Here is a 13,018-nt window from a genome sequence, read left to right on the forward strand (position 1 = left end):
CCGCGGCGATGAGCACTGCACGGGACAACATGCTGTCGAGACTCCTTGCTAACCATTCCTGTTCGCGACGTTCGCCGATTCGCCGATTCGCTGATTCGCCGATGGGAGCTTATGCGCCCGCAGGGTTCCTCACAGCACAAATCGTAAAAATTCTTGAGGGCCATGTCAGATGGTTATCGGCTATCGAACTGCGGGCAGTAGGCCATGATCGCGCTGTGAATCGCGGGTCGTCGGATACTGGCGACTATGACCGTTGGCGAGTACGCAGGCGTGCCGTTGCAGAATCCCGATGACACCTGGCGAAACGGCGCGGTGTTCGCCCTGCGCGATGACGCCGTGGAAGATGCCGCAGTTGAGCTGGACGGCTGGACGACGACGGTGATTGGCGGCAAGAGAGCCGTAATCACTTGTGGACCGTCGACGGCAACTACCCAGGCGGATTCCTTCGCAGTGTCATTGGTGGCCGCCAACTTAGGGCTAGACTTCATGTCTGCGATCGGACAGAGCCACAGCGCGATTGTCGACGCGGAGGACGCCAACTTCGTGTGGTGGCACGAGCCGGTCAGCGGTGACGTAGTCATGCGAGCGACGCAGGTCGCGACGTTCCCGATGTCTAGTAATCCCACATTCGTCGTCACAGATGCAACGGGAAACGTCGTTCCGCCGTCACCGCCCGCCACGCCGATGGCCCACGATGCCTTCAGATTCATCCGCATGTGTAAGACATCAGATGACTTGTTCGACGCCTACCGGAACCTGTTCCTCGCTTTTGAGTGCCTACTCAGCGCCATTCGGCCCCGTCAACGGACTTCCAGAAATCGATGGGAAGGCGAGAAGCAGTGGTTTATGGCCGCGTTGGCCGTAGCCGATGAAATGGTGCCGGTCGTCCGCCTCGCGCCGCAGGGAGAGCCGAATCCGAAAGATTGGGTGTACCAGAACATCTACAGCGCCGAGAGATCGGCGTTGATGCATGCCAAGCAGGGACAGCATTATCTGCTCCCTCACGACGCCACCAGCAGAGCGCAGTTGACCAGATCATTGGGAAGCCTCTGGGGCTACGTCCAAGAGCTGATGAAAAAACATCTCGGTGTGAAGTCTGGATTCGCCAGCTTCTATAAGCACGGCTGGGCGATGATGGCCGACAACATGCTGAAGGATGTGGTCTTGTTCGCGAGCGACGACGCGACGCCCCACCACCGAACCTCAGAAAATCCGGTACTCAGCGATGCGGCTCATACGGTTGAGATGGAGGCAGGCCCACCATCCGACGATCCATCTGATGCGCTGCTGCGAACAACCTTGGGATCGTGCGTTCCCGCCGAACTTGGTCGGCTCGATGGCATCCGGCGAGCTGGCGCAAGGTTGAAGGGCGATACTCCGTACCTGGTGATTGACACCGACCTCACAGGGCCGTTACATGTGGGTGACTCGCTGACCAGGTTCGAGGTCCTGTATGGGGCGCGAAGTGTCAGCGCCATGGGTGCACCGCGCCACTTCTCCTCGTAGCTTTTGCAGCAAGCTAAAATGTTCTTCACAAATTAGGCAACATCATTTGGTGAAGACGTTTTGGGGCTGGCGTGAACAGCAACTGCCCGATGGCACGCTGATCTGGACCTCCCCGGCCGGGCAAACCTATGTGACCACCCCGGGCAGCGCCCTGCTGTTCCCCAACTTGTGCCGGGCCACCGGCGCGATCCCGGCCACTGAAGCCGACCCGCCACCCAACTACTGCGCCGAGCGCACCGCGATGATGCCCAACCGCCGCCGCACCCGCGGCCAAGACCGCGCCACCCGCATCGCAGGAGAACGCCGCCACAACCGAATGGCGCGCAATAACGAAAAGCCTTCGTATGCTTGGCATTCCGAAGAGCGCCATGTCGTCGGAGATGGGGGGCCACCGCCTTTCTAGCGAAACCGCGCCCCTCCCGGTGTTTGCGGGGTCTCTCGATTTCTCCTGTCGTGGACGGCCGACGCCTCTAGAATGAATCCCCTTGGTGCTGCCGTGTCGCCGGTCGGGATGAGGTTGGTCATGAATAGCCATGCGCTCAGGTCGGCACTCGTCTGGGCGGCGGCGGTGCTCGTGGTCGCCGGCTGCTCGACGTTCGTCGACGGGCGCGCGTTGTCGATGCTCAACGATCCTTTTCTGGTTGGCGGGCTGCCCGCGACCAACGGGCCCAGCGGGATTCGCTCGAACGCGCCCGGCCCCACCGGCAGGGTGCTCAACACCGACAACGGGCCCATCGACACGTTGGCTTTGCTGTCGATCAACGACATCGAGGATTACTGGCGGTCGGTGTATAGCCAATCGCTGAGGGGCGAGTTCGTTCCGGTCGCCAAGGTGGTGTCCTACGACTCCAAAGATCCGAGCAGCCCGATCGTGTGCCACAACGACACGTACAAGCTCGTCAACGCCTTCTACACCTCGCGCTGCAACCTGATCGCCTGGGACCGCGGCGTGTTCATGCCCGTCGCGCGAAAGTATTTCGGCGACATGTCCGTCACCGGTGTGCTCGCCCACGAATTCGGGCACGCGCTGCAGCAGATGGCGAAACTCGTGACCAGAAGGGACCCGACCATCGTCCACGAACAGCAGGCCGACTGTTTTGCCGGCGTGTATCTGTTCTGGGTCGCCGACGGCAAGTCGCCGCGCTTCACGCTGAGCACCGCCGACGGGCTCGACCATGTGCTGGCCGGGATCATCACCACGCGCGACCCCGTCATGGACAGTGAGACCGAAAACGACGACGCACACGGCTCGGCCCTGGACCGGATCAGCGCCTTCCAAATGGGTTTCGTCAACGGCGCCTCGGCCTGTGCGGCGATCGACCGCAAGGAAATCGAGCGGCGCCGCGGCGATTTACCGAACGCCTTGCGGGTCGACTCCACCACCGGTACGCCGGAGACCGGCGAGGTCCCGATCAACCAAGACACGTTGTCGACGCTGATGGAACTGCTGGGAAAGATCTTCGCCCCGACCAATCCGCCGGCGCTGTCCTACCGGCCGGCCAATTGCCCGGAGGCCAAGCCCACCCCGCCGGCCTCGTACTGTCCGGGCACCAACACCATCGCGATCGACCTGCCCAAACTCGCCGCGCTGGGCACCGTCGCCGACGAGAACGAACAGACGCTGCCGCAAGGCGACGACACCGCCCTGTCCGTCGTGATGTCGAGATACGCGCTGGCGGTGCAGCATCAACGCGACCTGCCGATGCAGAGCCCGTGGACCGCGCTGCGCACCGCGTGCCTGACCGGTGTGGTGCACCGCAAGATGGCCGAACCCATCGACCTGCCCTCGCGCAACCAATTGCAGCTGACCGCCGGGGACCTCGACGAAGCGGTTGCGGGGCTGCTCACCAACCACCTGGTCGCCAGCGATGCGGACGGCACCAGCGTGCCGGCCGGTTTCACCCGGATCGCGGCGTTTCGCGGCGGCGTGACCGGCAATGCGGACGCGTGTTACTCGCGCTACCCCGGATGACGAAAGGCCATACGGGTCAACCTAATTCCGCCCAAGCAGCTGCATCGCGGCATCGACGGCCAACGCCGGTACGTTCAAGGCCTTGGACCGCAGATCGTGTCGGGCGCTGGCGATTTCGACGAGCGCCGTCGTTCCGCTGATTAGCGCGGCCGCGGTGCGCAGCTCGTCGGGGGTGCCGAACGGATCCGACGTTCCGTGGGCGAACACCGTCGGCACCGTGATGTCGGGAAAATGCTCGGTGCGGAGGCGTTCCGGCTTGCCTGGCGGGTGCAGCGGGTAGGAGAACAGCGTCAGCACGTCCACCGGGGCCTGGCCGGCGGCGACCACCATCGATGTCTGCCGGCCGCCATACGAATGGCCCCCGGCGATCAGCGGGCCGCCGCCGAGGCCGCGGCACAACGCGATCGCCTCGACGATGCCGGCGCGATCGGTGGCGGCGGAGCCGGACGGCGGGCCGGTGGGCCGACGCCGGCGATAGGGCAGGTTGAAGCGCACCGCCAGCCAGCCGCGCAGGGCCCATTCGTCGCAAACCTGTTGCAACAGCGGGGAATCCCGATTTCCGCCGGCGCCGTGGGTGAGCACCACGATGCCTTTGGGACGACCTGCGCCGTCGGGTTCGTGCGCGATGCCCGCGATCTGCTCGAGGAGGCGGGCAATCATGACAGCCTGAACAGCGGGGAGACGGGGCCGTGGCCATGGCCCAGCGGATAGGAGGCGCGCAGACATTCGGTGACCCACCGCTTTCCGAAACCGACCGCGTCGGGCACGGTGAAGCCGTGCGCGAGCGCGCAAGCGGCCGCGCTGGCCAGCGTGTCCCCGCCGCCGTGGTCGTTACCGGTCGCGATCCGCTCCGCATCGAACTCGTAACAGGAGATGCCGTCATAGAGCAGGTCGCAGCTGCGGTCCGACGTGCGCAGGTGACCGCCCTTGACCAACACCCATCGCGGGCCGAGCGCATGCAGGGCCTTGGCCGCCGCCCGCTGCGACGCGGGGTCGACGACGTCGATGTCCACCAACAGCCGCACCTCGTCGAGGTTCGGTGTCACCAGCGTGGCCAACGGAAACAGTTGATTCCGAAGCGAATCCAGGGCCGCCGGTGCCATGAGCGCATCGCCGTGCATGGATGCCGCCACCGGGTCGACGACGAGCGGAACCGTCAACCCGAGCCGGCGCCAAGTGGTCGCCACGGTGTCGATGATGCGCGGCGACGCCAGCATCCCGGTCTTGGCGGCCTGAATACCGATGTCGCTGACCACCGCATCGATCTGGGCGGCGACGACGTCGTCGGGAACCTCGTGAAAGCTCTTGACTCCCACCGTGTTCTGCACGGTCACCGCGGTCACCGCGACGCACGCGTGCACGCCCAGCAGCGCCATGGTGCGCATATCGGCTTGGATGCCGGCGCCGCCCCCGGAGTCCGATCCGGCGATGGACAGCACGCGCAGCGGCGTCGTGCCCGGCGACGGAACAGGCAGCAACGTCACTGTGCCAGCGGTAGATACACCTGTTGGCCGTGTTCGGCGAACTCGCGAGACTTCTCCGCCATGCCCTCGGCCATGGCCGCCTCGATCGCTTCCTCGCTGTCCAGCCCGTGTTCGGCGGCGTAGTCGCGGACATCCTGGGTGATGCGCATCGAGCAGAACTTCGGCCCGCACATCGAGCAGAAGTGGGCGGTCTTGGCGGGTTCGGCCGGCAGCGTCTCGTCGTGGTACTCCCGAGCGGTGTCGGGATCCAGCGACAGGGCGAACTGGTCGTTCCAGCGGAACTCGAAGCGCGCCGTCGACAGCGCGTTGTCGCGCTCCTGGGCGTGCGGATGTCCCTTGGCCAGATCGCCCGCGTGCGCGGCGATCTTGTAGGCGATCATCCCGTCCTTGACGTCCTTGCGGTCCGGCAGCCCCAGGTGCTCCTTGGGCGTGACATAGCAGAGCATCGCGGTGCCGGCCTGGGCGATGATCGCGGCACCGATCGCCGAGGTGATGTGGTCGTAAGCCGGCGCGATATCGGTGGCCAGCGGTCCCAGGGTGTAGAACGGCGCCTCGTCGCACAGCTCCTCTTCCAGCCGCACGTTCTCCACGATCTTGTGCATCGGGACGTGGCCGGGGCCCTCGATCATGACTTGTACGCCATGAGATTTCGCGATCTTGGTCAGCTCACCCAGGGTGCGCAGTTCGGCGAACTGGGCCTCGTCGTTGGCGTCGGCGATGGACCCCGGACGCAGCCCGTCACCGAGGGAGAAGGTGACGTCGTAGCGGGCCAGGATCTCGCACAGCTCCTCGAAGTGGGTGTAGAGGAACGACTCCCGGTGATGCGCCAGGCACCAGGCCGCCATGATCGATCCGCCGCGCGACACGATGCCGGTGACCCGCTTGGCGGTCAGCGGCACGTAGCGCAGCAGCACACCGGCGTGCACGGTCATGTAGTCCACGCCCTGTTCGCACTGCTCGATCACGGTGTCGCGGTAGAGCTCCCAGGTCAGATCAGCCGGACCGCCGCCCCTGAGTTTCTCCACCGCCTGGTAGATGGGCACGGTGCCGACCGGCACCGGCGAGTTGCGCAGAATCCACTCCCGCGTTTCGTGGATGTCCTTGCCGGTGGACAGGTCCATGATGGTGTCGGCGCCCCACCGGGTCGCCCACACCATCTTGTCGACCTCCTCGGCGATCGACGACGTCACCGCCGAGTTACCGATGTTCGCGTTGACCTTGGTCGCAAACGCCTTGCCGATGATCATCGGCTCGATCTCGGGGTGGTTGTGGTTGGCCGGGATCACCGCGCGGCCGCGGGCGACCTCGTCGCGCACCAGCTCGGCGGGCATGCCCTCGCGGGCGGCGATGAACGCCATCTCCGCGGTGATCTCGCCGGCACGGGCGCGTTGCAGCTGAGTGCCGCGGTCGCGAACCACGCCCGGGCGCGCCGGCAGCCCGGCCGTCAGGTCGATCGTCGCGTCGGGGTCGGTGTAGGGCCCCGAGGTGTCGTAGAGGTCGAAGTGATCGCCGTTGGACAGGTCCACCCGGCGGAACGGAACCCGCCCGCCGGCGACATCGCGATAGATCTTGTGGCTGCCCGCAATCGGCCCGGTGGTCACGGACGGTGCAGCGGTTCCCGACAGGGTTTCGGTCATTTATTCATCTCCCTACGCCGGCATTACCCGGTCAGGTTCGTACGGTCGACGGCCCCGAGCCGTCCTCTCAGCGCACTTGGCATGCGCTCCCGCGTTTGATGGATGGGTCCGCACGCGACGTTACCCCCACCCCGGGCCATATCGCGACGGCCCTTTCTTCCGAGGCGGTAGCCGAGGACCTTCCCCGAGTGGAAAAATGCAAACGTGCAACAGCGCGAACGAGTAGCGGGGCCATCGGCCGACGGGGACGACGTGCGTTCCCCGGGGCCGATCGAGATGCCGGCCGAATACCTGAACATCGGCACCTTCCGGTTCTGGTTCGTGGGTCAACGCTGGGAATGGTCCGACGAGGTGGCCAGGATGCACGGCTACGAACCGGGCGACGTGGAGCCCACGACTCAACTGTTGTTGTCGCACAAGCATCCCGACGACCGCGCGCATGTCCAGGAATTGCTCGACCATGCCCTGCAGTCGGAAGGGTCGTTCTCGAGCCGGCACCGATTCATCGACACCGGGGGCACGGTGCACGACGCGATCGTCGTCGCCGACCGCATGTTGGACGAGTCGGGCGCCGTGCTGGGCACCGAGGGCTATTACATCGACCTCACCCAGTCGTTCGACGAAACCCGGCAGGAGGTGCTCGACGAGGCGCTGCCGGACCTGTTCGAGAGCCGCGCCGCGATCGAGCAGGCCAAGGGTGTGCTGATGGCCATCTACCGGGTCAGCGCAGAACAGGCCTTCCGCGTGCTGCAGTGGCGCTCGCAAGAGACCAATGTGAAACTGCGTGCGCTGGCCAAGCAGCTGCTCGACGACATGGCCACCCTGCCGGCGCCGGCGGCCGCTGTGCAAAGCCAGTTCGACCATTTGCTGCTGACCGTGCACGAGAGGATTTCGCCCGAGCCCGCCGAGTAAGGGTTAATCTCTGGTGATCTGCGATGCGCGAGCGCGCATCCCCGCCGCGTCATCGGGCTTAGCGGCTGCAGATCCCAACGATGGCTGCGGCGAAAGGCATGAATTTGTTGGCGGTCGAACACGAGGACCACGAGGACGCAATCATCGTGCGGGTCAAGGGCGATGTCGACTCCGGCACGGTCGGCGAGCTCACCCCTCACCTGATTGCCGCGCTGGAGCTGGCCTCGACGCATCCGGTCCGTCCGGTGGTCGTCGACTTGCAGGGTGTCGACTTCTTCGGAAGCGCGGCGTTGAACGCGATGCTCGACTGCCACGAGGACGCTACCGCCCGTGGGACGTCGGTTCGGCTGGTCGCCGACCACGACCAGGTGCTCCGACCGATTCAGGTCACCGAGTTCGATCGCGTTTTCGACATCTACCCGACGCTGTCCGCGGCGTTGACCGGCTAAGCCTCCTCCATCGCCTCGCCGAGCTCCTCGAGCAGCTTGTTGTGGTGATTGCTTGCCAGCAGGTGTCCGGCGGCGATGACCACGGCCACCGGCCAGTCGATGAGTTCGAATGCGGCCAGGGCGGCCAGCCCGCCGAAGTAGGCCAGCTGCTCCGGCCGGGGAATCTCCACCTGACCGATCGCCGGCAGGTTCACCACGAAGGTTTCGCCCTCGCGGATCTTGTCCACCGCATCACGCTGGGACGTGCCGCGCCGCGACTTCTTTTCCGCCATCATTTGCCTTTCGGTAACGAAGGGTTTCCCGCCTCGCTGGGTCACGCGTACAACGTCGGACCTATGTCGACGATGACCGGCACCGGGGGCGATCCGCTAGTTTCGTCGATTGCTTCGGTGCTCAGGGTGCCGTTACTGGAACTCTATGCGTTGTTATGGCGCGTCGGGATTGTCGAGATTCGGAACCCTGACCGGGAGGCTCGGTGTGCTCCGACGGCGCATGATCCGATGGCGGCTCGGGGTCCGATTTGTCCGGACCCGTCAGCGCACGTGACAGAACACCGGTCGCGACCGTCGCCACCGCCGCGGCGCCCAGACCCTGAGCCCAGCCGAACGGACCCAGCGGTGTACAGCCGAGCAGTTGGCTGACGCCCGGTGTGCTGATCAAGACCCCCACCAGGCCGAGTGACCCCAGCGCAGTGAGCAGCACCAGCGGGGCCTGAGACTCCACCAGCGTCTGGCCCAGTTCGGTGCCCACCAGCGCGACCAGGGCGACGGTCGAGGCGCGTTGCGGACTACTCAGGGGACCGGTGAGGCCCGCCATCGCCCAGGCCGCCGTCGTCGCCGCCGCCGTGGTGACGCCGCGGATGGCGACCGCCTGCCACAACGCGGCCTGATCCGCACCGCGCAGCCGCGGGTCGATCGGGCCGCTGGGCTTGCTGACCGCCAGCGCCGCGGCCGGCAGCGCGTCGGTCATCGTGTTGACCAGCAGCAGCTGGCGCGTGTTCAGGGGCGACGTGCCGGTGATGGCGCTGCCGATGATCGCGAAGATCACCTCACCGGCGTTGCCGCCGAGCAGCACCGACACCGCGGACTGGACCCGGCGCCACAGCTGGTGCCCTTCCCGGATGGCCTCCATCAGCGCGTCGATGCGGCCGTCGACCAACACCACGTCGGCCACCAGGTGGGCCGGATCGCTGCCATGGGCCACCACGCCGATACCGACCGTGGCGGACCGAATCGCCGCGGCGTCGTTGGCCCCGTCGCCGACCATCGCCGTCCGCACACCCGCGTTCTCGAGCGTCTGGACAACCTGGACCTTGTTCTCCGGTGTCATGCGGGCGAAGATCACCCGCTCGGCCACGACGCGCTCCTGGTCCTTGCGCGACAAGGCCTCCCATTCGGCACCGCTGACGACCTGATCGGCGGCCACGTTCAGGCCGAGCTCCGCGGCGATGGCTTTGGCGGTGATGGGATGGTCACCAGTGATCAGCTTCACGCCGATCCCAAGGCCGCCCAGATCTGCGAGCAGGCCCGCGGCTTCGGCGCGCGGGGTGTCGGACAAACCGAGGAATCCGGTCAACGTCAGCCCGCTGGTGCAGTATTCGGCGATGTCATCGGGGTTTTCCGCTATCGCCCGAGCCTGCTGCGGATTCAGCCGGCGCTGCGCCACCGCGATGACGCGCAACCCGCCGGCGGCGAGCTCGGTGACCGTACCCTCCATCCGCCCGGCGTCTCCGCACGCGGCCAGCACCACTTCGGGTGCGCCCTTGACGGTCAGCTCGGTGCCGGTCACCGAGGCGGAGAACGACCTGCCGGAGCGAAACGGCAGGTGAGCGGTGCGTGGGGCGGAGTCCGGGGCGCCGGCGGACGCGGCGGCCTCACCGGCCTCGACGATGGCGACATCGGTGGCGTGCACGTGGGCGTCGCCGTTGGTCTCGGGGGCGGCGTGCACGGCGCAGCGCAGCACCTCCTCGCGCGAATGCCCGCCCGCCGGGTGGACCTGCGAGACGCGGAGGCGGTTTTGGCTGAGCGTCCCGGTCTTGTCGAAGCACACCACCTCGATACGGCCGAGCGCTTCCACTGAGCGCGGAACCCGAACCAGCGCACCAAATTTCGTCAATCGCCGCGCCGACGACGCCTGCGCCAGGGTCGCGACCAGCGGCATTCCCTCGGGAACGGCGGCGACCGCGATGGCGATGGCGCTGGACACCGCGTGCTGCAGCGGGAGGCGGCGCAACAGCCCGAGCGCGCCGACCAGCGCACCGCCGGTGATGCTCACCGGAAGGGCCTGCGTGGTGAGCTGGCCGAGCTGGTGCTGCAGGCCGATGTCGGAGGACAGCTCGCCGGAGATCAGGTCGGCGGCGCGACGCTGCTGGGTGTCGGGCCCGACCGCGGTCACCAGCGCCAGCGCGGTGCCGGCCACCAGGGTGGTCCCCGCGAACACCATGCAGCGCCGCTCGGCGAGCGGCGCCCCCGGCGTCGCCTCGACCTGCTTATCCACCGACAGCGATTCGCCGGTGAGGGCCGACTCGTCGACCTCCACGTCGACCTCCTCGATGAGGCGGGCGTCGGCGGGCACCACCTCGTGGGTGCGCACTTCGATGACGTCGCCCGGTCGCAGTCGCTGGGCGTCGACGAGTGTGTACGTCCGCGCGCCGTCCGGACCGGAGGCGACCTTTCGGGCGGGCGGAACCTGTTGAGCCAGTAGATAACTCAACCGCTTCTCGGCGCGCAGCCGCTGCGCGGCGGCCAGTATCGAGTTTCCGGTCAGCACCGTGCCGACCAGCATCGCATCGACGGGCGACCCGAGCACCGCGCTGGCCGCCGAGCCGAGCGCCATCACCGGGGTCAGCGGGTCGGACAATTCGGCTCGCACCGCCTTGACGAGCTGCCAGACGGCCTGCGTGGGGGTCTCCACCACCCGCAAGGCCGAAGGGGTGTCCCGCTCCGCCGCGACGGGCGCCGCGGAATCCGGTTCCGGCAACGCTTTACGGACCTGCTCGACCGACATCGCATGCCATTCGTGTGTGGCGGCCGGGCGCGGGGTGTCCGCGTTGAGGACCCCGCGCGCGAGCAGATACCCCGAGAGCAGACCGGCCGCCGCGCCGACGTTGACGGTTTCGGATCCGAGGTTGCCCCGGACGCCGGGGATCATGAAGAGCGACCCCATCGCGGTGGCGCCGGCCGAGATCCCGATGCCGCGCTGGGTCGCGGCGCTGGCTGCGGGCAGCGCGTGCAGCACCCGCCAGACCGCCGCGAGATCCGGCAACAGCAGATCGGCGTTCCACAGCGGTGCGCCGCCACCGCGTTCAGGCAGCACGCCCAGGGCCAGGTTCGCCGACGAAATAGCTTGTGCCGCGGTCGATGACAGCACAGCCACCGTTCGGCCGGCCTCCTGCAGGCCGGTCACCGCGGCGGCGAGCGCGGCGTCGATGGATTTGTCTGTCCCGCTCTTCAGCGGCCGGACGTCGTCGAACGCCGGCCGCAACTCGTCGAGTGACTCGTCGTCCACCGAGACCAGTTGCGCCCCGGCGCGGTTGGCCTCACCGACGACGGCCGAGGCCAGCGGATCGTGGGTGGGCAGGAAAAGCGCTTCGACGTGTGCATCGGGCCGGCTGCCCGATATCCCGGGCACCTTGCGCCAGCCGCGGCGCAGGCCAGTGTTGTCCAGCATCAGCTGGGCGCGACTCCACGCCGCGGGCAGCTCGGGTTCGTCCGCGCCGCGAATGCGCGCCACCCGCAAGGTGTCGGCACACAAGACACGGGGGTCGATGACGATCGCGTCGACCTTGTTCAGCCGGCGCAGGCTTTCGGGCCGCAACGGCAACACGGAGTGTCGCTCGGCCAGGCCCCGGCCCAGTGTCGCGGCGAACGCCTCCGGGGTAGTCCGGTTGGCCTTGGGGGTGGTCACCTGCACCGCGGTGGCGGCCATGTTCAGGTTGCGGGTGCCGGCACCGATCGCGCCGGCGCTGAGCGCCTGAAGGAGGGCGAAACGACCGGGAACCCGCTCCATGCCTCGCGATGGCTGCGGCCGCGGCGACGGGTCGGTGGGCGGTTGGTCGGCGTGCCGCGCCAGCTCGGGTTCATGTAGTTCCCACGCCCGCGCCTCGGCGCGGCACTCGGCGACCTTGAGCGACTGCATCGTCAGCCCCAACGACAACGACGTCGGCGACTGGGAAAGCGTTTGGCTGGTCGCCTGCACCAGTGTCATCACCGTGTCGGTGGCGGGACCGCCGATCCGGTCTTCGAGCCGACGGCGCAACCAGGGCTGATAGTCGAAGAACGTGATGCTCGCGGCGATGGTGACCGGCAGGCGGGGGAGCCGCGTCGCCTGGCCGAAGAGCGCGATGCCCAGCCCGGCCGCATTGACGGCCACGGTCATGGCCCTGGTGGCCAACACCAGACCGTCACCCGGCAGGCTCGCCGACGCTGTCACCGGCCGGTCGGCGGTTTGTGATGGCGCACAACGGGTTTCGGATTCCTCGACGACGCGGCAGAGGTCGCTCAGCGAGGTGTCCGGGTCGTCGAACTCCACCACCACCCGCGACAGGGGATGATTCAGCTTTGCTGAAGCGACGCCGGGATGGGCCAGGACCGCCTCGAGCACGGCCGGACCGAGTGGGCCGTCGACCGCGCCGGCGAGGCCGCGCACCTCGATCCAGGCGCGGCTGTTGCCGCGCCAGCAATGCCGACGCAACGTTGCGCGGGAGAGTTCGCCGGATAGCACCTTGGCTCCCTCGCGCAACGGGATCGTAGCGACCGCGATACCGGTTTCGATGCCGGCCCGGGCCAGCTCGGAGGTCGCCTGTAGGCCCGCAAAAATCATTCGCGACGGTAACGACCGTCGCATAGACGTTGTGATATTCAATAGCTCAGTAAGGATTCCGTGTCAGTTGGTGCTGCGCAGCGCGGCACCGCCGGCGCGGCGGCCGGTGGCCTTCTTGGCCGGTTTACTGGCGGCCGCCCGTTTGGTGGGGGCCTTTTGCGGCGGCGATTTGTGTGTCCGTGGCGCAGGTTCCGGCTTGGTTGGCACCGTCGTGAGCTTTGCCCTGGCCGGCGCGGC

Annotated in this window: 9 protein-coding genes, 2 pseudogenes and 1 riboswitch; of the genes and pseudogenes, 6 read left to right on the top strand and 5 right to left on the bottom strand. The window is 67.3% G+C overall.

The window, feature by feature from the left end; all coding sequences use genetic code 11:
* Positions 1 to 246 precede the first annotated feature (246 nt).
* From Q0W90_RS18605 to Q0W90_RS18615, 3 genes and pseudogenes are all read left to right on the top strand, one after another.
* The gene (locus Q0W90_RS18605; RefSeq protein ID WP_297775726.1) at positions 247 to 1,506 is read left to right on the top strand and encodes a hypothetical protein; all 1,260 of its coding nucleotides are present in this window, start codon (positions 247 to 249) and stop codon (positions 1,504 to 1,506) included.
* Between the two features lie 40 nt (positions 1,507 to 1,546).
* A pseudogene (locus tag Q0W90_RS18610) lies at positions 1,547 to 1,909 on the top strand (hypothetical protein); the annotation flags it as partial.
* Between the two features lie 120 nt (positions 1,910 to 2,029).
* On the top strand, positions 2,030 to 3,478 hold the full coding sequence (locus Q0W90_RS18615; protein ID WP_297775729.1) for a peptidase: 1,449 nt from the start codon (positions 2,030 to 2,032) through the stop codon (positions 3,476 to 3,478).
* Positions 3,479 to 3,499: 21 nt separating this feature from the next.
* Here the strand turns inward: Q0W90_RS18615 and Q0W90_RS18620 are convergent, their stop codons facing one another.
* From Q0W90_RS18620 to thiC, 3 genes are read right to left on the bottom strand one after another with little or no spacing between them, the layout of a single operon-like run.
* On the bottom strand, positions 3,500 to 4,138 hold the full coding sequence (locus Q0W90_RS18620; RefSeq protein ID WP_297602089.1) for an alpha/beta family hydrolase: 639 nt from the start codon (positions 4,136 to 4,138) through the stop codon (positions 3,500 to 3,502).
* On the bottom strand, positions 4,135 to 4,962 hold the full coding sequence (thiD, locus tag Q0W90_RS18625; RefSeq protein ID WP_297602087.1) for a bifunctional hydroxymethylpyrimidine kinase/phosphomethylpyrimidine kinase: 828 nt from the start codon (positions 4,960 to 4,962) through the stop codon (positions 4,135 to 4,137). Before thiD ends, Q0W90_RS18620 begins: the two co-directional genes overlap by 4 nt.
* The gene (gene thiC / locus Q0W90_RS18630) at positions 4,959 to 6,587 is read right to left on the bottom strand and encodes a phosphomethylpyrimidine synthase ThiC (protein ID WP_297699046.1); all 1,629 of its coding nucleotides are present in this window, start codon (positions 6,585 to 6,587) and stop codon (positions 4,959 to 4,961) included. The genes thiD and thiC overlap by 4 nt, the downstream gene beginning before the upstream one ends.
* Positions 6,588 to 6,591: 4 nt before the next feature.
* Positions 6,592 to 6,702, bottom strand: a riboswitch (TPP riboswitch).
* Between the two features lie 173 nt (positions 6,703 to 6,875).
* Here thiC and Q0W90_RS18635 point away from each other — a divergent pair.
* Positions 6,876 to 7,511, top strand: coding sequence for a PAS and ANTAR domain-containing protein (locus Q0W90_RS18635; RefSeq protein WP_297596772.1), 636 nt, complete (start codon positions 6,876 to 6,878; stop codon positions 7,509 to 7,511).
* A gap of 98 nt (positions 7,512 to 7,609) precedes the next feature.
* Positions 7,610 to 7,960 (top strand): STAS domain-containing protein, encoded by a 351-nt coding sequence (locus Q0W90_RS18640; RefSeq protein ID WP_297596756.1) that lies wholly within the window; start codon positions 7,610 to 7,612, stop codon positions 7,958 to 7,960.
* On the opposite strand, the gene Q0W90_RS18645 is transcribed toward Q0W90_RS18640, so the two are convergent.
* Complete coding sequence (locus Q0W90_RS18645) at positions 7,957 to 8,232, bottom strand: hypothetical protein (protein ID WP_297596768.1); 276 nt, start codon at positions 8,230 to 8,232, stop codon at positions 7,957 to 7,959. The two genes, Q0W90_RS18640 and Q0W90_RS18645, sit on opposite strands and share 4 nt — an antisense overlap.
* A gap of 72 nt (positions 8,233 to 8,304) precedes the next feature.
* On the opposite strand from Q0W90_RS18645, the pseudogene Q0W90_RS18650 reads away from it, so the two are divergent.
* Positions 8,305 to 8,373, top strand: a pseudogene (locus Q0W90_RS18650) (hypothetical protein); the annotation flags it as partial.
* Here Q0W90_RS18650 and Q0W90_RS18655 read toward each other — a convergent pair.
* On the bottom strand, positions 8,354 to 12,823 hold the full coding sequence (locus tag Q0W90_RS18655) for a cation-translocating P-type ATPase (protein ID WP_366895441.1): 4,470 nt from the start codon (positions 12,821 to 12,823) through the stop codon (positions 8,354 to 8,356). The pseudogene Q0W90_RS18650 and the gene Q0W90_RS18655 sit on opposite strands and share 20 nt — an antisense overlap.
* Positions 12,824 to 13,018 lie beyond the last annotated feature (195 nt).

The organism is Mycobacterium sp., from assembly GCF_025933915.1.
In the GTDB taxonomy this organism is placed as follows: domain Bacteria; phylum Actinomycetota; class Actinomycetes; order Mycobacteriales; family Mycobacteriaceae; genus Mycobacterium.